Below are 21,599 nucleotides of genomic sequence, written 5' to 3'. Positions count from 1 at the left end.
CGCAGGAAATGCAGGAAGGCATGCAGGGATGAACGAATGAGCGATCGACACGATGCGAGCGGCGCGGTGCCGCGTTTGACGAGCCTATCTCACGGCGGCGGCTGCGGCTGCAAGATCGCGCCGGGGGTGCTGGCGGAACTGCTCGGCGGCCAAACGTCGCCGTTGCCCCCCACGGCTTTTGCCGATTTGCTCGTGGGCAGGGAAACGGCCGACGATGCCGCCGTGTATCGCCTGAACGACGAACAAGCGATCGTCGCGACGACGGATTTTTTCATGCCGATCGTCGACGACCCATACGACTTCGGGCGAATTGCCGCCACCAATGCGTTGTCCGATCTCTATGCGATGGGCGCGCGGCCGATTCTTGCGCTCGCGCTGGTCGGCATGCCGATCAACGTGCTGCCGAGGGAAACGATCGCCGCGATCCTACGCGGCGGGGAAAGCATTTGTGCCGAGGCCGGTATTCCCGTGGCGGGCGGGCATTCCATCGATTCGGTCGAGCCGATCTACGGCTTGGCGGCGCTCGGCGTCGTGCATCCCGCGCGCGTCAAGCGCAATTGCACGGCGCGCGCGGGAGACGTTCTCATCCTCGGCAAGCCGCTCGGCGTCGGCGTGTTGTCGGCCGCGCTCAAAAAGAACGAACTGGACGATGCGGGGTACGCCGCGATGATCGATTCCGCCACGCGGCTGAACCGCCCCGGCATCGCGCTGGCCGACATGCCCGATGTCCATGCGCTGACCGACGTGACGGGCTTCGGCTTGCTCGGGCATGCATTGGAGCTCGCGCGCGGCGCATCGGCCGGCATTCGCCTGCGCTATCGCGATTTGCCTTGGCTCGCGGGCGTCGAAGCATTGGCCGCGCGCGGCATCGTGACGGGGGCGTCGGCGCGCAACTGGGCGTCCTACGGGGCCGACGTCGAGCTCGATCCGGCATTGCCCGAGATGGCATGCTCATTGCTCACCGATCCCCAGACGTCGGGCGGGCTGCTCGTTGCGTGCGCGCCGGGCGCGGCCGACGACGTGCTTGCCCGCTTTCGCGCCGAGGGTTTCGCCCATGCCGCGGTAATCGGGGAAATGACGGCCGGGGCGCCGCGCATCGTCGTGGCTTGACGGTCCGCGCGTAGGTGCGGCAGGTTTTCGGGATCGTTCCGGTGAGAACGGAGTCAGAGGGGGACTGAGCGAGCCGCGGTTGATGCACGGCTCGCGCTGTTTCGTCTTTGGCGTTTCTTCCTCACGTCTCTATGCGCAAAATTCTGTCTGCCGGCTTCGCTTGCCTATTGTTCCTATCGTTTTCAACGCTCAGCGTTTCCGCCGCGCATGCAGCGCCGGCTTCCGCGCCCGCGGCGCCGCAGCCCGTCTCCAATCCTTCCACTGTAGCGTTGACGCCCGAGCAGGCCCAGCGTGCCCTGCAGGTGCTCGGCGATCCGAAATCGCGTTCGCAGATGGAGGACACGCTGCGCGCCATCGCAGCCGCCGGCGCACTCGCCACGCCGCCCGCCGCGAGTTCGCCCGCGGCCGCCAAGCCTACCGGCGCCTCGGGCGTCTTATCGGCGATCGCCTCGAACGGTCTCGTTTCGCAGATCTCGCATCAAACCGTCCGCACCGTTCGCGAGGTCGGCACTTCGCTGCGTCGCTCCGCCTCCGCCTTGCTCGACGTGCGATCCGTGCGCGCGTGGTGGGGCTACGAAATCACGAGCAAGGAGGGGCGGGCGCAGCTCCAACAGTTGGGTTGGACGCTTCTGGCCACCTTCGTCCCCGCGTGGCTCGTGAGCGCGTTCTTCACTTGGCTGCTGAGAAAGCGCGTCGCCGCGCTGGCCGTCGGCAAGGCTGAAGGGCAGCGCGAGAGCGAAGCCGGCACGACCGTTCGGCCGGGCAGCGCCAGCGCGCGGGCCGATGCCGAGGTCAGCACGCTCAATGCGAACGTGCCGGCGACGAGCATCGACGAACACGCGCTACGCGCAGCTCGCGAGCAACGCAACGCGGCGCATGCCGGCCAGCACTGGTCGCTGTTGCAGCGGCTGCCCTATGCGTTGCTGCATACGCTGCTCGAAGCGATCCCGCTGGCCGCATTCATCGGCGTCGCGATCGTGGCCATGTCGCTGCTGACCGACGACGGGACACCCGAGGCCGACGTCGTCGAGACCGTCCTCGAGGTCTACGCCGTCGCGCGCGCGGTCCTGCTCGCGAGCGGTTTCCTCTTTGCCGACGGCGCGCCGCGGCTGCGCATGCTGCCGCTCGGCGACGCGTGGGCCGCCTTCAGCGAGGGCTGGGTGCTGCGGCTCGTCACCGTGCTCGGCATCGGCGTCGCGCTTGCCGAGACGCCGGTGCCGCTCGGGCTTACGGCAGCGGCGCACCTCGGCATCGATAAGGCCGTGGCGCTCGTCGGTCATCTGATGATCGCCCTCCTGATCCTGCAGATTCGTCGCCCCGTGGCCGGCTGGATCCGATCGAAATGCACGAAGGCGGGGCTGCTTCGATTCCTGGCGAATTGGCTCGCCGATATCTGGGCGGCCGTCGCCGTATTCATCGTGATGGCGCTTTGGTTCATTTGGGCGCTCGACGTGCGCAACGGCTACCAAGCGCTGCTCGAGCACGGCGGCCTCTCGCTGCTGGTTCTCGTCTGCGCGCGCGTCGTCGCAATCGTCACGTTCGGGATCCTCGGGCGTATCTTCAAGCCGCGCGACGGCGATGCCGGCTCGATCGCACTGCGGCGCGCGCAGCGTTATTACCCGTGGCTGCGCCGGCTCGTCACCCTCGTCATCGTCGTCGCGGCGGCCGTGCTCGTGCTGTGGGTCTGGGATATCCACGCGTGGCGGCTGTTCACGGCCAACTTCATCGGACACCGCTTGATTTCGGCCTGCGTGACCGTTGCCGTCGCCGGTCTCATTGCGCTCGTCGTATGGGAGCTCATCAACGTCTCGATCGAGCGCCGCCTGCACCGCTGGACCGATGCGGGCGACCTGATGCGCGCGGCGCGCCTGCGTACGCTGCTGCCGATGCTGCGCACCACGCTGCTCGTCGGCATTGCGCTCGTCGTCGGGCTGACCGGCTTGAGCGAGCTCGGCGTCAACATCGGGCCGCTGCTCGCGGGGGCGAGCATCTTCGGCGTGGCGCTTGGCTTCGGTTCGCAAAAGCTCGTGCAAGACTTCATCACGGGGATGTTCCTGCTGATGGAAAATGCGATGCAGGTCGGCGATTGGGTGACGCTGGCCGGTGTCTCGGGAACCGTCGAATACCTGTCGATCCGCACCGTGCGCTTGCGCGGCGGCGACGGCGCGCTGCATACGGTGCCGTTCAGCTCGGTGTCGACGGTGACGAATTCGAACCGCGGGCTCGGCAACGCGGCGGTGAAGGTCAGTATTGCCTACGGCGAGGATATCGATCTTGCCATCCAAACGTTGAGCGACATCGGTGCGCAATTGCGCGAAGACCCGAAGTTCAAGGACGGCATCATCGGCGACTTCAGTTTTTGGGGTGTCGATCAGGTCGACGGGTCGATGGTGACCTTGTTGGGCCAGTTGCAGTGCCGCGATTCGGCGCGCTGGCCGACCCAGCGCGAGTTCAATCGCCGCATTGCCGAAGCGTTCCGCGAACGCAACATCGCCATCGCCAATCCGTTGCGCAGCGTGCTCGTGCCGCCCAAGGATCGGGCAGCGGCGCCGTCCGACGATGAGGGGAGCGTCGATCGCGAGGGCGAGGCCGGCCACGCGCAAACGACGGCGCCCGAGCCCGACGAGCGCGCCAAGCGCGGCGAAGAACGGCGGGGCGAAGGACCTTCCGCAGACAAATGATGTTGGACGAGTGGATGAGGGGATGAGCGTCCCTCTATACTGACGCGCGCAGCACCCCTCGCAGTCGATGGCGTCGATGCAGTCGATTGCGGCACCCGCGTCAGCAAGCGGTTCTCTCCAACAATCATGAATCGAAAGGAACGCCCATGCTTACTCGCACCATCATGTCGATCGGCGCCATCGCGCTGACGGCTTGCGCGGCCACGGCCTCGAACGCGCAAGACAACGACTCGAGCTTTGCCGACCACGGCTCCCACGGCCGGCACGTCAAGGTCATGATCATTTCGATGTTCGGGCCGGAAGGGCAGGTCTGGCTCGACAAGCTCGGCCCATGGGAGTCGATTCCCGTAGCCGGCTTGTCGCCCGATTATCCCGACGTTCACTGCAATAAGCAGGACGTCTGCGTGATGACGACCGGCATGGGCCATGCGAATGCCGCCGCATCGACGATGGCCCTCGCGTTTTCGCCGCGCTTCGATTTGCGGCATACGTACTTCCTGATCTCCGGGATCGCGGGCATCGATCCAAAGCAGGGCACGGTGGGTTCCGCCGCCTGGGCGAAGTATCTCGTCGACTTCGGGATTCAATGGGAGATCGATGGACGCGAGATTCCGCCGGGCTGGACGACCGGCTATCTCGGCATCAATACCAAGAATCCCTCGGAGAAACCGCCGCTCGACTATAAGACCGAGGTGTTCCAGCTGAACACGAAGCTCGCGGACAAGGCATACGCGCTGTCGCGCAGCGTCGTCTTGAGCGACAGCGCGCAAGCGCAGGCGGCGCGCGCCAAATTCAGCTACGCGCCCGCGAATCAGCCGCCTTCCGTGATTCAGTGCGACACGCTTGCCGGCGATACCTGGTTCTCGGGCACTGACCTCGGCCAGCGCGCCCGCGACTGGACGAAGATCATGACCGACGGCAAGGGAACCTACTGCACTACGCAGCAAGAAGACAACGCGACGTTCGAGGCGCTGACGCGAGCGGCCAATGCGCATCGCGTCGACCTCGCACGCGTGGCGGACCTGCGTGCCGGCTCCGACTTCGACCGCCCCTACGACGGTCAAAGCAGCGCCGACAATCTGCTCAACTACGCCGCGCAGGGCGGTTTCACCGTTGCGCTTTCGAACCTGTTCCTGACAGGCAATCCGCTCGTCCAAGCGATCGTGACGCATTGGGGCGAGTGGCGAGACGGCGTGCCGCAATAGTGCGCGCGTCGGCCGCGGCGGCGTCTTGCCGCCGCGGCACGAACGGCGTCCACTGCGGCGTGTCGCTATCCCAATGATCGAGCAGGGATGTCGATACGTCGAACATTTAGGACTCCTGATGTTTGGGGCCGCTCAAACCGCTTGCCGAGACGCCTACGGCTTAGTTGCCGGCGCGTGCGAGATCGACGTGCGCATGGCGCTCGTCGCTCATCGCCACGCGTGCCGCTTGCGTTTGGCCGGCGAGGCTCAGGTCCGGATAGCTTTGCTTGTTCATCGACGGCAGCGTGCCGTCGCGGCGCGCTGCGACGAGTTCCGCACGAACTTCCGCGCGGGTCTTCGTGCTCGTGCCGACCCACGATTGGTCTTGGTACGAACCGTTGTGCCCGATGCTGCCGTCGGCGAAGGCGGCGGTGCTGGCGAACAGCGAAACGAAAAGGGCGGCTGCGAGAGTGCGCTTCATGATATTGCTCCTGTCTATTCGGTCTATCGGGTGCGTTGCCGGTGATCGGCGTCGCGACAGGTGCAAATGTAGGCGCTGGCGGAATCAGGATAAACCCGGATTCTGCGAAATAATTTGTTGGCGTGAGCGAACAATCGGTCCGGCGCCCTCCGTACCCCTCTGGATGGGGCGCTCGGACCTTCTTCGAAAACTCAGACGACCCACTCCGACAGCACGGGCGTATCGAGTGCCGGCACCTTTTCCCATTCTTCGGGCGTGCGCTTGCTGCAAACGGCGTCGAGGTTCTGGCGACCGCTCAGCAGCGGGCAACGATCGAACACCTCGGCCACCCAGTCTACGAATACTCGTACTTTCGGCGACAGATGGCGGCTGTGCGGATAGACCGCCGAGATCGGCATCGGCAACGGTTTCCACTCGGGCAGCACTTCCTTCAAAGCGCCCGAGCGCAGATGCGGCAACACCATGAACCGCGCCATTTGAATCAGGCCGAAGCCTTCGAGCGCGCACGTTACGTATGCATCGGCATCGTTGACGGAGACGGAGCCGGGCATCTTGACCTCGATTTCCTTGCCGTCGACGAGGAACGACCAATCGATGATGCGGCCCGTCTTACTCGAAAAGTAATTGACGGCTTGGAATTGACCCAACTCCTCTAGCGTGCGCGGCTCGCCCGCGCGCGCGAGGTAGTCGGGCGAGGCGCACGTCACGCATTCGAACAATCCGATCCTGCGCGCGACGAGCGACGAATCCTGCAGCGCGCCGACGCGAAGCACGCAATCGACCCCCTCTTGCAACAGATCGACGGGCCGATCGGAGAAGCCGAGCTGCAGATCGATATCCGGGTAGCGAGTGCGGAATTCGCACAGCGCCGGAATGACGATCGTGCGCCCGAGCGAGCCCGGCATGTCGACGCGCAATTTGCCGTGCGGCTTTTTGCTGCCGTTCTGAAGGCTGCTCTCCGTTTCGTCGACATCGGCCAAGATGCGGATGCAGCGCTCGTAATAGGCGGCACCGTCGGGCGTCAGGCTCAGCCGCCGCGTAGTACGATGCATGAGCCGCACGCCGAGGTACGACTCGAGGTTTTGTATGATCGTCGTGACCGACGCGCGCGGCAGGTCGAGCGTTTCCGCGGCCTTCGTGAAGCTGTTCGTGTCGACCACACGCGTGAAGACTTGCATGGCCTGAAGGCGATCCATCTTCGTGCTCCAAGAGAAGAATGAGCGATTCACCGCTTCAGTGCACCGAGGCTCGAAGCCCTTCCCACTTAGTGCGAATCTCTATTGTTCGGGCGCGGTGAATTGTGTTGCCGGATTATAGGCATTTATCCGGAAGTCTGCTGAACACACAATTCGCAGCATCATGAAACTGTTGCGCATTGCGCGTTCGAACATGCGAACTACGCATTCCCGTGGTCTGTCGGCAGGCTCTCCGTGGAGCACCCACTCGCTCGAAGTCGACGAGGCTCGGATCGCCGGATATGAAAGCAATATCCAGGTACGGCTTTATCGCCGCGCTGGGGTAGGCTCATTGCCGGTCGTGCTTTATTTTCACGGCGGCGGATTCGTCGGCGGCTCGCTCGACGATGCCGAATTCGCCGCTCGGCATTTTGCGGAACATTTGCCGGTATTGGTCATATCCGTAGGGTATTCGCTCGCACCGGCGCATCCGTTTCCTGCGGCGCTCGAAGACGCCTACCGCGCCGCATGCTGGGCGATGGACGCGGCGAAGACGATCGGCAGCGACGGCAAGCGCTTGTTCGCGGCCGGACATTGCGCGGGCGGGCACGTCGCGAACGGCCTCGCATTCGTCGCGCGCGATCGTGGCGACGTGCGCATCGGCGCGCTGGCGCTGTTCAGCCCGATGCTCGATCCGAGCATGACTTGCCTCGCCGACGAGCGCGTCGTCGATTCGGACATTTCGCCTCGTCAGTGCCTCGCGAGCTATCGCGCCTATCTGCCGATGGCCTCGCAACGCATGCATCCGTACGCCGCGCCGCTCGAATCGGCGCGGCTCGCGGGTTTGCCGCCGATGTTCATCGCGACGGCGCGCAACGACGTGCTGCACGTCGAAGCGGAAACCTACGCTGCCCGCTTGATCGGCGCGGGCGTGCCGACGCAGGTCATGCGCTACGCCAATGCGACGCATGAGCGAATCGCGTACGACACGCAGGCTTTGCAAGACGCCGAGCGCTTTTTCGAGTGTCATCTGCACCGCAGTGTCACATCAGGCTGATTTCGAACGTCATAGAAAAACTCACTACACACCGGAGCCTCGACCATGTCCAAGAAACGTTTTCCTCGTAATCGCATCGCCGTCGCGGTCCTTGCCGTGGCCGCGGTTGCCGGCATCGGTGCGTTCAGTGCAATGCGCGTCGATGCGAGCGCGCCGGCGCAAGCCGCACAGATGGCGCCGGAGGTCGACGTCGCGAACGTGCTGAACAAGACCATCACGGATTGGCAAACCTATTCGGGCCGGCTCGAGGCCGTCGACAAGGTCGAGGTGCGTCCGCAGGTATCGGGCACGATCGTGGCGGTCGACTTCAAGGACGGCGCGCTCGTCAAGAAAGGACAGACGCTGTTCGTCATCGATCCCCGCCCGTACGCGGCCGAGGTCGATCGCGCGAAGGCGCAACTGGCCTCCGCAAAGGCGCGCGACAGCTACGCGCAGACGGACTGGCAGCGCGCTCAGCGGCTGATGGCCGACAACGCAATCGCCAAGCGCGACTACGACGAGAAGCAGAACGCGGCGCTGCAGGCCACGGCCGATGTGAAGGCGGCACAAGCCGCACTCGAGGCCGCACAGATCAACCTGGGCTATACGACGATCACCGCGCCTGTCGCGGGCCGCGTCTCGCGTGCCGAGATCACGGTGGGCAACGTCGTTTCTTCGGGAGCCAACGCGGCGCCGCTGACGACGCTCGTGTCCGTCTCGCCGATCTACGCGTCGTTCGACGTCGACGAGCAGACGTACCTCAAGTACATCGGACGCGTGCGCAACGGCACGAACGTTCCGGTGGATCTCGGGCTCGCGGACGAAACGGGCTACTCGCGCAAGGGCACGATCTCGTCGGTCGACAACCGGCTCGACACGTCGTCGGGCACCATCCGCGTGCGCGCGCGTTTCGACAACGGGGACGGCACGCTCGTGCCGGGCCTGTATGCGCGCGTGAAGGTGGGCGGCGGCGAGCCGCACCCGGCACTGCTCATCGACGAAGCCGCGATCGGCACTGATCAAGACAAGAAGTACGTGCTCGTCGTCGATTCGCAGGGACGTGTGGCGTATCGCGAAGTGCAGCTGGGTGCGGAGCAGGGCAATCTGCGCGTGATCAAGGCGGGCCTGAGCGCGGGCGATCGCATCGTCGTCAACGGCATTCAGCGCGTGCGTCCCGGCCAGACGGTGCGGGCGCACATGGTGCCGATGACGGACGATCCGACGGGCGGCGGCAACGCCAATGCGAGCGCCGGTGTGGGCGGTCAATCGACGAATTCCTGAGATATCGCTTCTAAAGAAGCGTTTCAATCACTCAGAAAGCGACATGAACATATCTAAATTCTTTATCGACCGACCTATCTTCGCAGGGGTGCTGTCGGTCCTGATCCTGCTGGCAGGCGTGATTTCGCTGTTCCAGCTGCCGATCTCCGAGTACCCCGAGGTGGTGCCGCCATCGGTCATCGTCCACGCGCAGTATCCGGGCGCGAACCCGAAGGTGATCGCCGAGACGGTGGCTTCGCCGCTCGAAGAGCAGATCAACGGCGTCGAGAACATGCTGTACATGCAGGCGCAGGCGAACAGCGACGGCAACTTGACGCTCACCGTCACGTTCAAGCTCGGCACCGATCCGGACAAGGCGCAGCAGCTCGTGCAGAACCGCGTCTCGCAGGCACTGCCGCGTCTGCCCGACGACGTGCAGCGCTTGGGGGTGACGACGATCAAGAGCTCGCCGACGCTCACGATGGTCGTGCACTTGACCTCGCCCGATCACCGCTACGACATGACGTACCTGCGCAACTACGCGCTGCTGAACGTCAAGGACCGGCTCGAGCGAATCGCAGGCGTCGGCGAGGTGCAGTTGTGGGGAGCGGGCGACTACGCGATGCGGATTTGGCTCGACCCGAACAAGCTCGCCGAACGCAATCTGACGGCGAGCGACGTGGTGAATGCGATTCGCGAGCAGAACGTGCAAGTGGCCGCCGGCGTGATCGGTGGCTCGCCGTCGCTGCCCGGCGTGCCGCTGCAGTTGTCGGTGAATGCGCGCGGTCGGCTGCAGACCACCGAGCAGTTCGGGGCGATCGTGGTCAAGACGGCACCCGACGGCGGTGTGACCTATCTGCGCGACGTCGCGCGCGTCGAACTCGCGGCTTCCGAGTACGGCCTGCGTTCGCTGCTCGACAACAAGCAGGCGGTCGCGCTCGGTATCAACCAGCAGCCCGGCGCGAACTCGCTTGCGATTTCGGATCAGGTCCGCAAGGACATGGCCGAGTTGAAGAAGGACTTCCCGGCCGGCGTGGACTACGACATCGTCTATGACCCGACGCAGTTCGTGCGCTCGAGCATCGAGGCTGTGATTCATACGCTGCTCGAAGCGATCGCGCTCGTCGTCATCGTCGTGATCGTCTTCCTCCAGACATGGCGCGCGTCGATCATTCCGCTCGTTGCCGTGCCCGTGTCGATCGTCGGGACGTTCTCGCTGCTGCTTGCGTTCGGTTTTTCGATCAATGCGTTGTCGCTGTTCGGGATGGTGCTGGCGATCGGTATCGTCGTCGACGATGCGATCGTGGTCGTCGAAAACGTGGAGCGCAACATCTCAGCCGGATTGACCGCGAGAGCGGCGACTTACCGTGCGATGCGAGAGGTGAGCGGGCCGATCATCGCCATTGCGCTCACGCTCGTTGCCGTGTTCGTGCCGCTTGCGTTCATGAGCGGCTTGACGGGGCAGTTCTATAAGCAGTTCGCGATGACGATCGCGATCTCGACGGTGATCTCGGCGTTCAACTCGTTGACGCTGTCGCCGGCACTGTGCGCGATCCTGCTGCGCGGACACGATGCGCCGAAGGATTGGCTGACGCGCGCGATGGATAAGGTGCTCGGCGGCTTCTTCAAGCAGTTCAACAAGGTGTTCAAGCGCGGTTCGCAGTCGTACGGTCACGGCGTGACGCGCGTGCTCGGCCGCAAATCGCTGATGCTCGGCGTTTATGCGGTGCTCGTCGGCGCGACCTTGTTCGTCACGCACATCGTGCCCGGCGGCTTCGTGCCCGCGCAGGACAAGGAGTATTTGATCGCGTTCGCGCAGTTGCCGAACGGGGCGACGCTCGATAGAACCGAGAGCGTCATCCGCGAAATGGGCGATATCGCGCTGAAACAGCCTGGCGTGGAGCATTCCGTGGCGTTCCCGGGCTTGTCGGTGAACGGCTTCACGAACAGTTCGAGTGCGGGCATCGTGTTCGTGACGCTCAAGCCGTTCAAGGAGCGGGGCTCGAAGGCGCTGTCGGCCGGCGCGATCGCCGGTGCGTTGAACCAGAAATACGCGGGGATCAAGGGCGCGTTCGTCGCCGTGTTCCCGCCGCCGCCGGTGCTGGGCTTGGGGACGCTCGGCGGCTTCAAGCTACAGCTCGAGGATCGCGGTGCGCTCGGGTATGCGCAGCTCGACGAGGCGACGCAGGCGTTCATCAAGCGCGCGCATGAAGCGCCGGAACTCGGTCCGCTCTTCACGAGCTACCAGATCAACGTGCCGCAGCTGAACGTCGATCTCGATCGCGTGAAGGCCAAGCAACTGGGCGTGTCGGTCACGGACGTATTCGACACGATGCAGATCTATCTGGGCTCGCTGTACGTGAACGACTTCAATCGCTTCGGGCGCGTGTATCAAGTGCGCGTGCAGGCCGATGCGCCGTTCCGTGCGCATCCGGACGACATCCTGCAGTTGAAGACGCGCAACGCCGCGGGTCAGATGGTGCCGCTCTCGTCGCTCGTCAAGGTGTCGCCGACGTTCGGCCCCGAGATGGTCGTGCGCTACAACGGCTATACGGCGGCCGACATCAACGGCGGTCCTGCGCCCGGTTATTCGACCGATCAAGCGCAAGCCGCGATCGAGCGCATCGCCAAGGAGACGCTGCCGCGCGGCGTGAAGTTCGAGTGGACCGACCTGACGTATCAGCAGGTGCTGGCCGGCAACTCGGCGATCTGGGTGTTCCCGATCAGCGTGCTGCTCGTGTTCCTGGTGCTGGCCGCGTTGTACGAGAGCTTGACGCTGCCGCTCGCCGTGATCCTGATCGTGCCGATGAGCGTGCTGTCCGCGTTGACGGGTGTATGGCTGCTGCACGGCGACAACAACATCTTCACGCAGATCGGCTTGATGGTGCTCGTGGGGCTGGCATCGAAGAACGCGATCCTGATCGTCGAGTTCGCACGTGAGCTCGAGCACGACGGACGTACGCCGATCGCCGCGGCGATCGAAGCGAGCCGTCTGCGGCTGCGCCCGATCTTGATGACGTCGATCGCGTTCATCATGGGTGTCGTGCCGCTCGTGCTTTCTTCGGGCGCGGGTTCGGAGATGCGGCATGCAATGGGTATCGCCGTGTTCTTCGGCATGTTGGGCGTGACGCTGTTCGGTCTCATGCTGACTCCGGTGTTCTATGTCGTGCTGCGCACGCTGGCCGGCGGCAAGATCCATGTGGCGGGCAAGGACTCGCAAAAGGAATCGGACCTCGAGCCCGAATTGACGGATGCCTAAGGCGTGGAGAAACATAAGATGAAACGGTTTGATTCGATTGGCGGCGCACGCCTCGCACTACGGGCCTTGGCCGGGGCGCTTTTGATGACGCTCGTCGCGGCGTGCTCGGTCGGCCCGACTTACAAGCGGCCCGATGTCGAGACGCCCGCCGCGTTCAAGGAAGCGCCGATACCGGCGTCGGAGGCCGGCACTTGGAAGAGTGCGCAGCCTTCGGACGCGCTCGAGCGCGGCCAGTGGTGGACGGCGTTCGGCGATGAGACGCTGAATAAGCTCGAGGATGAAGCGCTTGCTCAGAATCAGAGCCTGAAGGCGGCTGCTGCGCGCGTGCGTGAATCGCGCGCTTCGCTGAACGCCGCGCGTTCGGCCTGGTTCCCCGAGCTCGACGCCGGCTTCGGTCCGACGCGCGAACGCGTGTCCCCTGCTTCGCAAGGGCTGCCCGAGAACGCGTATTTGCCGCCGCAGACGATTTGGCGGGCGCAAACGACGGTGTCTTATGAAGCGCCGCTCTTCGGCCGCGTCAGCGATAACGTCGTGGCTACGCGTGCCGACGCGCAGCAGCAAGAAGCGCTGTTCCGTTCGGTGCAGCTCGCGTTGCAGGCCGACGTGGCCGCGAACTACTTCTCGCTGCGTGAACTCGACACCGAGCAAGATCTGTATCGCAAGACGGTGGCGTCGCGCGAGGATGGCTTGAAGCTCGTCAAGCATCGCTACGATGCGGGCGAAGTGAGCGAGCTGGATCTGCAGCAGGCAACGAACGCGCTCGCCTCGGCGCGCGCCGAGGCAGCCGGGGTCGAGCGGCAGCGCGCCGCATCCGAGCACGCGCTTGCGGTGCTGCTCGGCAAGCCGCCTGCCGAGTTCACGTTCCCGCAGGAGCCGCTTCAGCCCGTGCTGGCGCGCGTGCCTGCCGGGTTGCCGTCCGCGTTGCTCGAACGGCGTCCCGACATATCGGCTGCCGAGCGGGCGATGGCGGCGGCGAACGCGCGGGTCGGCCTCGCGAAATCGGCGTTCTTCCCACAGCTCGATATCACGGGGGGATTCGGGTATGAGTCGATCGGTTTGGCCAATCTATTCAAGTGGTCGAGCCGCACGTTCCTGCTCGGACCGCTGGCCGGCACGGCCTTGACGCTGCCGATCTTCGACGGTGGGCGGCGCAAGGCGCAGTTGGCGCAGGCTCGGGCGCAATACGACGAGCAAGTGGCGAATTACCGCTCGCAAGTGCTGACTGCATTCCGCGAAGTCGAGGATAGTCTTTCCGATTTGCGGTTGCTCGACGATCAGATTCGTGCGCAGAACGATGCGGTGGCGGCGGCTGCGCGCGCCCAGCATTTGTCGGAGGCGCAGTATCGCGAAGGCCAGGTCAACTATCTCGACGTGCTCGACAGCCAGCGCACCGTGTTGGCGGCGCAGCGTCAGGCGAGCCAGTTGGCGGGATCGCAGGCCGTTGCGACCGTCAATCTGATTCGCGCGCTCGGTGGCGGCTGGGGCGACGTGAAGGCGGCCGATGCGCAGCAAGTGGCCAAGCAGTGACGGAGCGGAGCGCGCTGCCCTCTGGTGTTGAGGGTGGCGCGTCGTGGATCGGATCGACGGCGACATCGAAGCGCATGGCCTTGGCTAGTTAGCCGACGCTAGGCGTCTCATCGATGTGCTGGGTGTGCGGTGTGGGTTGCATGCGTGGTATGCACTGCGTGCACGAAGGATGCGAGGTAGAGATGATGAACGCGACGGCGATCGCCGACGACCTCTCGCAAGGCGAGAGCTTTGAGCACTTCATGAATTCGCTGCGCGATCCGGCCTTTGCCGCGCCGATCGTATCGGCGCGGCGTTTTTCGGAAGCGTTGCATATCGACATGCAAACGCTTGCGAAACAGGCGGGTGTGCATCGCAATACGCTGAGCCGCACGCCGGCTTCGGAAAGCGTGCAGCGTTTTCTGCGCGAGGCGTTGCGCGTGATTCGCGCGGCGACCGATGCCAATGGCTGCGTGAAGCATGCGCTTTTTTGGTATCGGAACGAGCCGCTGTCGGCATTCGAGTACAAGACGGCGGAGCAACTCGTTTCAAGTGGGCGGGCGGAGGATGTGTTGCGGTATATCGTTTTTCATGACACGTCGACGACGACGCAGGCTGGGGGCCATGACGGGCCGCTGAGAATGTTCCGCTAAACGTCTATTCCTCCCGCGATTGACACCCGGCCTCTGGAAGCGGGAGGCGGCCCCTTGCCCGGGGGCCTTCAGTTGGACTCGAACGAGCTTCGACGGGGGCTTTCCTCCGTTATTTCGTCTGGTTTTTCCCCACTACATCTAGTTATTCCAACTTTGTTGGTAGGCTCGACGTGCACGCACGTTGATGGTTCGAGCCGTGCGGAGGTCATCAATTCGAAAAAGTAATCCGCAAATATATGCTTTATATGGGTTCGACTATCTCTCTACTGCTCGTTCGCGGTTTTCCCTCTTTTTTGGGTGGTCGACGCTGGGCGTCGTATCCGCTTCGGCGCGCAGTCTTCAGCTTACGGCGCTCGTCCTAGGGCCTATTGCCGGATCGTGGGTCGCTCAGAGTTTTGGGCTCGAAACGACATTTGTCGGGGCGGGTGGACTCGGCTTGGCAATGGCAGCTTATGCCGCGTTCAAGCATCCTCACGGAGCGCGCATTGCCGCGAGATCGACGCCTCGTCAAAACTGACAGGCCGCACACGGCGGCTGGGACAGGCTATAGCGCGAGGCCACCTTCGCGCAGGCGGTCGCCGCCTGTCGCTTCGCCCCTGCGGCTTGCTGGCTTTCGGCCGATGCCGCCATGAGCCATACCACCGCAACGAGCATGGTGCATATCGCGGCCACCATTGCCCAAAGCGTTGCGATCTGCGTGGAGAACGAAAGGCGTTTCATCGGAGCACGAGGGAAGCGACGAGTAAGGATATCTCAACGAGACTCAACGAGAAGCGTCGCTCACGCCGGACTCAGTTGCCGTTGACGTCGTTTGCCCATGCCTCGACTTGCGGGAACGCGCCATAGACCGTCTTTGCGGGGTCGAACGTTTTCTCCGCTATGCGTTCTCCGATTGCCGCTGCTTTCGCCAACTTGGCGGGGACCTTGTGGCCCGCGAGCATCGCTTTGACAAAAACTTTCCCTCCCTTGCCTACGATCGGAATGAGCTCGAGTCCTATAAAAATGAATGCTTGTGTGGTGTCTCCCGATGCCAGCAACAGCGCAACGTCCCACCCAGGTATGAAGATGCCGGCAACCCAACTCGCCACCTCTACTGCCAATGCAGGGCGGTTGGTTATGTCCGCAATCGCTCGAACTATGTTTTTGATGTTCGGGGCCGCCAAATGCATCTCAAATCCGAATTTGAGGTCGTATTTGTCGGGGCTGAAGTGATTCGCTGAGAATATGGCATCGTCCGAGATGCTAAGAGGATATCGAAATGCGATTTTTACTCCCCCGTTTTTCATGAATGATTGAAATTCGGCGTTGTTGGTCGGTATCTCTCTTATTAATTCATCTGTGTGAATGTCTATCAAGAATCTGCGCGTGATTCCGTCTATTTCTCTTTCGAAGAAGATGGAAAGCTCCCCTCGGATAGGCTGAAATATGGAGAGCATCGAATCCGGATCGTTGAATGCCCTGATGTAGCCGAATCGCCCTTCGTGATGCATGCGAAGATCAAGTTTGTGGGCTTTGTGCTTGAACGGGGTGGAGATGACGTCGACTTGCTCGTTGGTAAACCTTGTCGCCTCGTCTTCGAAGAATTTATCATTCTCCAGGAAGCCATCTGAGTTTTTTATTTCGCTTAAAAGATCATCCGCTCGGTCCGACGCTCCTTGGAACAAGAAATCCATATTGTTGTCGATAATTTGTCTGGCCAGATCGATGGCCCTTATTCGTTCGGGGGCGAGCCTGTCTCCAGCATGTAATCGCTTTTTATACGCCGACAAGGTGAAAATGTAGACATCGAGCAGTTCGTCCGGGTCATACCCGAGGCGCCTAAGCTTGCGTCCGATCAGTGCTTCGAAAGTGGATAACGGTCCGAGGCTATTGATGAAATCATTGAGCTTGTGAGGGTAGGTGCGCGCAGTGCGCGTCGTATTGGGATTGTGCTCGAGCAAGTCGGCACCGTCGTGCTCATGGTGCTCGTCGTGACGGTGATCGTCGCCACGATGGCGGTGGCGGGCCCGATGTTGCGGGGCGGCAACCTTATACACGCGGTGGTGATGGTCCCGATGGCCGCCGCGATGCGCCTCCGTGTCTTGCGTGGCGGCCGTGCCTGGCAGAGGCCATGCCGAAGAAGCGTCCGCGTCGCGACGGCTAGTCGCCTCGAACAATGCGTCCGTCGCCCACGAAAAAGCGTCCGCGGCCGTCTCGCGCCATGCGCTGAAGGCGCCGTCGTAAGGATGTGGGCCGGATGAGTCGGCGCTGCGGGTTGGGGCGCCGGGCTTCGATTCATGGCCCGATTCATAGCCCGATTCATGGCCCGATGTTCGATCGCGGGCCGACCTTGGGCCTGCCCCACGGAGCCTACGCGAGCCTATTTCCGCTTGCGCGTCGAAGGCGTATCCGAATGCGAGCAATAGAGCCGCGGCGAGCGCAAGCCGCGGATCGCGTCTGCCCGCGCGCGGGTAGCACTTCCACCGCTTTTTTCCTCCTCCCTTTATGTGAGGATAGGATCCTTTCCAGCCGCGCTTCGATAACGATAGTTCGTGAACCGGCGTTTTATTTGCGGCGTATTCGTCCACCGCGTCCAACGGACGTTCCTTCAGCTCCCACGCTAATTTTCTTTTGAGCGCACCCGTGGGGCGGTTCTTCCTGACATTTTGCTGGTACGCGCCATGTTGATCTGCCGGCATAACGTAACGTGTCATCAGCGGGAACGGAACTCGAACCGCGCTCCCGCGGTAGCCGGGAAGGGGCGAGGTGGCGCCAGCGCGCCCTTTACACCTCGAACAATGTAGCAGAGGCGGCGTGGTCTCAGGACCCGGGGGCTAGACGGTAATCGAGCGAGGCGTGCGGGGGGCGCACATAGTGAGGATCGGGAGCGGGCAAGGCCACGCGGCCGAGGTGCTTCAATCCTTCAGGAACAACTCGTGCATCGGCGCAAAATGCGCATAAAGCGGCAGAATCGCCCCTCCCATGGCTCTGGCATCGGCCCCGATCGTCCCCTCGATCAATTGCGGCCTGACCATCCCCTCCCACTCGATGCGATCGAGCGCGGCTTGCGTGCGCCGAATCAGTTCGCGCACGAGTTGCCGGTCGATCTCGCCGTCGATGACGACGGCTTCAAGATCCAGCAGTGCGGTCGAGCCGGCGATCGTCATGGCGATGGCGGGGCACGCTTCGTCGAGCCACTTTTCCGTAATGGCCCAGACGTGGGCGCCTAGCGCGCGGTGATCGTGCGCCGCGGCAGCCGGCGCTCCCGCCGCGACGAGCCGCTGCTCGAGGACGAACCCCGACGCCGTATGCAGGAGCTGCCTTGGAGCATGCCCGTTGCCGATCGCGAGCGGCATGGAACCGACGGCGCCCGCGTTCCCATGCGGCCCGCCATGCAACCGCCCGTCGATCACCAGCCCGCCTCCGATGAACGTCCCGACGAACAGATAGAGGAATGAACGAATACCACGCCCTTGCCCCATCACGAGTTCGGCGGCGCAAGCGGCCGTCGTGTCTTTCGCGAACTCGACTTGCAGGCCTGTCATCGCGGCGATGCGCGTGCGTATGTCGATCGCGTTCCAAGATTCGAGCGCGGCCGGCGGCGCACCTAGAAAATCGCGCCAGCCGCCGAGCCACAGCGGCGCGGCGACGCCGACGCCGACGACCTTGTCCGAATGCGCACCTAAAGAATCGATCACCCGCGCGATCTTGGTTTCCAATGCCGGAAACAAGATGTCGGGATCGGGGTACGCATACTCGAGCACGTCGCGCGTGCAGACGCGCCCCGTGAAATCCATCGCGAGCACGTCCAGGCTGCGCCGCCCGACCTTGATCCCGATCGTATAGGCGCCTTCGGGCTTCAGCGCGATCGGCACCGACGGTTGACCGATTCGTCCGCGCACCCGTGCTTGCTTCGCCAGCAGCCCATCGTCGATGAGCCGATCGACGATCATCGATACGCTTTGCATGCTGAGCCGCGTGAGCCGCGCAACGTCGGCTTTCGGCAGCGGCCCGTGCAAGCGGATGGCCTGCAGCACGATCCGCTCGTTGAATTGCCGCATGCCGACTTGGTTCGAGCCGACGGTTCTCGTTGCATGCGGATGCGTTCGCGCGTTCATGTCAGTCTTGCCTCTTGCGCCGGCATCCGGAACCCGGAATGGCCGCGGCACCGGCGGCAGAAGTCGCACGAGCCCCGCGACGCCGGCCGAAGAGACCTCATGCGATGGCCCGAACGTCGGCCTGCTTGGCGCCCGTCATGATCGCGACGGCATCGGACATATGGATGTCCTTGGTATTGACGAGTGCGGCGCGGCGCCCGAGCCGCTGAATGTGAATGCGGTCGGCGATTTCGAACACGTGCGGCATGTTGTGGCTGATGAGAATGACGGGCAGCCCGCGGTCGCGCACGCGCCGGATCAGTTCCAGCACCATGTTGCCTTCCTTGACGCCGAGCGCGGCCGTCGGCTCGTCGAGAATGACGACGTGGCGCGCGAATGCCGCGCTTCGCGCAACGGCGACACCTTGCCGTTGGCCGCCCGAGAGCGTCTCGACGGCCTGCCGCATGGAGCGAATGCCGATCTGCAGGTCCTTCATGGCGGCGGTCGCTTCCTCGAGCATCCGGCGCTTGTCGATCATCTTGAGCAGCGAGCCGCGCCAGCCTGGCAAGCGCCGTTCGCGACCGAGAAACAAGTTCTCGGCGATCGTCATCGCGGGTGCGACGGCCAATTCCTGATAGACCGTCTCGATGCCTTTCTCGCGCGCATCGAGCGGGCTGCGGAATCGTACGGGCGCGCCGTCGAGCAGAATCTCGCCTTCGTCGGGGACGGTCGCGCCCGAGAGTGCTTTGATCAGCGAGGATTTGCCGGCGCCGTTGTCGCCGATGACGGCGAGAATCTCGCCGGGCATGACTTCGAAATCACAGCCGTCGAGCGCGGTCACTTGTCCATAGCGCTTCACGAGGCCGCGCGCTTGGAGCACGGGCTGCGTTGAGCGAGAGCTTGAAGTCGACATGGCGTTTCCTTGGCGAATGCGAACGAATACGAATACGGATACGTGTGCGAATGGATCGGATCGGCGCTGCGGCGAGCCTCAGCCGCGGCGGTGCGAGAGCTTGTCGGCCGCCACCGCGAGAATCACGAGGATGCCGGTGATCAGCACTTGATACACGGACGAGACACCGATCAACGTCAGCCCGTTGCGGAATACGCCGACGATCAAGGCGCCGAGCAGCGTGCCGATGATCGATCCGCGCCCGCCGAATAAGCTCGTCCCGCCGAGCACCACGGCCGTGATGCTGTCCAGGTTGTCCGTTTGACCGGCTTGCGGATCGCCCACGCCGGTGCGCGAAATCAGCAGCAGGGCGGCGATACCGTAGATGAAGCCCGCGAGCGAGTAGACGGTCACCAAGATTCGCTGCGACGACAAGCCCATCAGGCGCGCCGCCTCGGGGTTGTTGCCGAGCGCGTACAAATGCCGGCCCGGCACGGTATTGCGCAACACGAACCAAGTGGAGAAGTACATCAGCAGTGCGAGCACGGTGCCGTAGGTCACTTCGGCGGGCCCGAGCTTGAACGTGTTGCCGAGGAACATCATCGCGTCGGGCAGGCTCGACACGGTTTCGGCGTTGGAATAGATCTGGGTCAGCGCGAAGGCGATGTTCAGCGTGCCGAGCGTCACGATGAACGAAGGCAGTTTCACGCGCGTGACGAGCACGCCGTTCAGGAGCCCGAACAATGTGCTTGCGCCGATGCCGCAGAGTATGGCGAGGATCGGCGGAACGCCTAGATTGACGGCGAACTTCGTCATGATGATGGAACCGAACGCCATCACCATGCCGCATGACAGATCGATGCCGGCCGTGAGCACGATCAGCGTTTGGCCGATTGCGATGACGGCGACGACCATCGTTTGCTGAAGAATCAGCGAGAGATTCTGGAACGACAGAAACCGATGGCTTTGCGACATGAAGAAGGCGCACGCGGCCACGAGAGCGATCAACGGGCCTGCCTCGGCTATGGTCGGCATGCGATGGCCACGCGCTTGAGGGGCGGGGGCCGGCGCGGCCGGTCCGGCGGATTGAGTCGTCATGATGCGTCTTCTCCTACGATCGAAATGGAGCCCGGAGCCGGTGCGGCAAAGTGGAGCCGCCGCACCGGAGCCGCTACCTCGTTGCCGTTACTTGCCCCAACAGTTTTCGAGGCCGAACTTCGTGTCCTTGCTGTCGACGCCGGGCATCGGCTTGTCGGTGATCAGCGTCACGCCGGTGTCCGTGTAGCCGCTCACTTTCTTGCCCGTCTTCACGTAGTCGACGCCGGCCTCGACGCCCATTGCGGCCATCTTGAGCGGGTATTGCTGCGCCGTTGCGGCGATTTCGCCGGCCTTGACGTTGCGCACGCCTTCGCAGCCGCCGTCGATCGAGACGATCAGCACGTCCTTTTCCTTGCCCGCCGTCTTGAGCGCACGGTAGGCGCCCGCAGCCGCCGGCTCGTTGATCGTGTAGACGACGTTGATGTCGGGCGACTTCTGCAAGCAGTTTTCCATCGCCGCTTGTCCCTTCGATTGATCGCCGCGCGTGTCCTGGCTGCAGACGATGCTCGGATCGCCTTGCTTGATGCCGAAGCCCTTGAGGAAGCCGTTGTGCCGCAAGATGCCGACGGAGATACCCGGCGCGAGATCGAGCGTGGCGATCTTCGCTTTCTTGCCGCCCAGCGCTTTTTTCGCGTATTCGCCGATTAGTTCGCCGGCCTTGAAGTTGTCGGTGGCGAAGAGCCCGTCGGTCGCATTCTGCGGATCGGTGGGCGTATCCAGCGCGATCACCATGACGCCTGCGGCGCGCGCCTTCTTGATCGACGGCACGATCGCCTTCGTGTCGCTCGGCGTGATCAAGATCGCTTTCGCGCCGGCCGTGGTCATGTTCTCGAGTGCAGTCACCTGCGCTCCGTTGTCGCCGTCGTACCTGCCGGCCGCCGTCAACAGCTTGGCACCGTCTTTTTGCGCGGCGGCTTCAGCCCCTTCCTTCATCTTCACGAAGAAGGGATTGGTATCGGTCTTCGTGATCAGGCCGATGATGGGCTGGTCGGCGAACGCGGTGCCGGCGACGAGCGCCGAGGCGGCTGCCGCGCCGAGCATCAGGTGCCTGGCCGTAGCCAGATAGGGACGGGTTTTCATCGAACGCTCCTCCTCCGGGTGGTTGACAACGAATTGGCAGCACGTCGCATCGGCTGCTCGATTAAATCAACTGCGTGGATTTAGTACAGCAGCGCTGCCGGCCGGAGT

General features: G+C 63.5%; 16 protein-coding genes. 8 read left to right on the top strand and 8 right to left on the bottom strand.

Features of this window, described 5'->3' with window-relative positions; genetic code table 11:
• The first annotated feature begins 36 nt into the window (after positions 1-36).
• The 3 genes from selD (at position 37) to ACTHNZ_RS18840 (ending at position 4,996) form a co-directional block, all read left to right on the top strand.
• Positions 37-1,110 carry a selenide, water dikinase SelD gene (gene selD / locus ACTHNZ_RS18850; protein WP_440544075.1) on the top strand — a complete coding sequence of 358 codons (1,074 nt, stop codon included), beginning with the start codon at positions 37-39 and terminating at the stop codon, positions 1,108-1,110.
• Between the two features lie 131 nt (positions 1,111-1,241).
• Entirely contained in the window at positions 1,242-3,791 is a 2,550-nt protein-coding gene (locus tag ACTHNZ_RS18845) for a mechanosensitive ion channel domain-containing protein (protein WP_440544074.1), read from the top strand.
• 146 nt (positions 3,792-3,937) lie between these two features.
• Positions 3,938-4,996, top strand: a complete 1,059-nt coding sequence (locus tag ACTHNZ_RS18840) for a purine-nucleoside phosphorylase (protein ID WP_440544073.1) — start codon at positions 3,938-3,940, stop codon at positions 4,994-4,996.
• 160 nt (positions 4,997-5,156) lie between these two features.
• Here the strand turns inward: ACTHNZ_RS18840 and ACTHNZ_RS18835 are convergent, their stop codons facing one another.
• Together ACTHNZ_RS18835 and ACTHNZ_RS18830 are read right to left on the bottom strand one after the other, a co-directional pair.
• Positions 5,157-5,456: a DUF4148 domain-containing protein gene (locus tag ACTHNZ_RS18835; protein ID WP_440544072.1), complete on the bottom strand. Its 300-nt coding sequence runs from the start codon at positions 5,454-5,456 to the stop codon at positions 5,157-5,159.
• 191 nt (positions 5,457-5,647) lie between these two features.
• Positions 5,648-6,652 (bottom strand): LysR family transcriptional regulator, encoded by a 1,005-nt coding sequence (locus ACTHNZ_RS18830; protein WP_440544071.1) that lies wholly within the window; start codon positions 6,650-6,652, stop codon positions 5,648-5,650.
• A gap of 193 nt (positions 6,653-6,845) precedes the next feature.
• Here ACTHNZ_RS18830 and ACTHNZ_RS18825 point away from each other — a divergent pair, with 193 nt between their 5' ends.
• From ACTHNZ_RS18825 to ACTHNZ_RS18805, 5 genes are all read left to right on the top strand, one after another.
• A complete protein-coding gene (locus tag ACTHNZ_RS18825; RefSeq protein ID WP_440544070.1) occupies positions 6,846-7,688 on the top strand; it encodes an alpha/beta hydrolase in 843 nt (280 codons plus the stop codon).
• 45 nt (positions 7,689-7,733) lie between these two features.
• A complete protein-coding gene (locus ACTHNZ_RS18820) occupies positions 7,734-8,948 on the top strand; it encodes an efflux RND transporter periplasmic adaptor subunit (RefSeq protein WP_440544069.1) in 1,215 nt (404 codons plus the stop codon).
• 43 nt (positions 8,949-8,991) lie between these two features.
• Positions 8,992-12,186 carry an efflux RND transporter permease subunit gene (locus tag ACTHNZ_RS18815; protein WP_440544068.1) on the top strand — a complete coding sequence of 1,065 codons (3,195 nt, stop codon included), beginning with the start codon at positions 8,992-8,994 and terminating at the stop codon, positions 12,184-12,186.
• A gap of 18 nt (positions 12,187-12,204) precedes the next feature.
• Positions 12,205-13,713, top strand: coding sequence for an efflux transporter outer membrane subunit (locus ACTHNZ_RS18810; protein WP_440544067.1), 1,509 nt, complete (start codon positions 12,205-12,207; stop codon positions 13,711-13,713).
• 185 nt (positions 13,714-13,898) lie between these two features.
• Positions 13,899-14,345, top strand: coding sequence for a DUF2384 domain-containing protein (locus tag ACTHNZ_RS18805; protein ID WP_440544101.1), 447 nt, complete (start codon positions 13,899-13,901; stop codon positions 14,343-14,345).
• Between the two features lie 507 nt (positions 14,346-14,852).
• Here the strand turns inward: ACTHNZ_RS18805 and ACTHNZ_RS18800 are convergent.
• From ACTHNZ_RS18800 to ACTHNZ_RS18775, 6 genes are all read right to left on the bottom strand, one after another.
• Positions 14,853-15,065 carry a hypothetical protein gene (locus tag ACTHNZ_RS18800; protein ID WP_440544066.1) on the bottom strand — a complete coding sequence of 71 codons (213 nt, stop codon included), beginning with the start codon at positions 15,063-15,065 and terminating at the stop codon, positions 14,853-14,855.
• A gap of 71 nt (positions 15,066-15,136) precedes the next feature.
• A complete protein-coding gene (locus ACTHNZ_RS18795) occupies positions 15,137-17,038 on the bottom strand; it encodes a hypothetical protein (RefSeq protein ID WP_440544065.1) in 1,902 nt (633 codons plus the stop codon).
• A gap of 201 nt (positions 17,039-17,239) precedes the next feature.
• Positions 17,240-18,442 (bottom strand): ROK family transcriptional regulator, encoded by a 1,203-nt coding sequence (locus tag ACTHNZ_RS18790; protein WP_440544064.1) that lies wholly within the window; start codon positions 18,440-18,442, stop codon positions 17,240-17,242.
• A 97-nt stretch (positions 18,443-18,539) separates the two neighbouring features.
• A complete protein-coding gene (locus ACTHNZ_RS18785; RefSeq protein WP_440544063.1) occupies positions 18,540-19,334 on the bottom strand; it encodes an ATP-binding cassette domain-containing protein in 795 nt (264 codons plus the stop codon).
• Between the two features lie 78 nt (positions 19,335-19,412).
• Positions 19,413-20,348, bottom strand: coding sequence for an ABC transporter permease (locus ACTHNZ_RS18780; protein ID WP_440544100.1), 936 nt, complete (start codon positions 20,346-20,348; stop codon positions 19,413-19,415).
• 150 nt (positions 20,349-20,498) lie between these two features.
• The gene (locus ACTHNZ_RS18775; RefSeq protein ID WP_440544062.1) at positions 20,499-21,491 is read right to left on the bottom strand and encodes a sugar ABC transporter substrate-binding protein; all 993 of its coding nucleotides are present in this window, start codon (positions 21,489-21,491) and stop codon (positions 20,499-20,501) included.
• Positions 21,492-21,599 lie beyond the last annotated feature (108 nt).

Source organism: Trinickia sp. (assembly GCF_051953955.1).
Classification (GTDB): Bacteria; Pseudomonadota; Gammaproteobacteria; order Burkholderiales; family Burkholderiaceae; genus Trinickia.
Note: the sequence above shows the minus strand (reverse complement) of the source record. Positions and strands in the feature narration are given on the sequence as shown.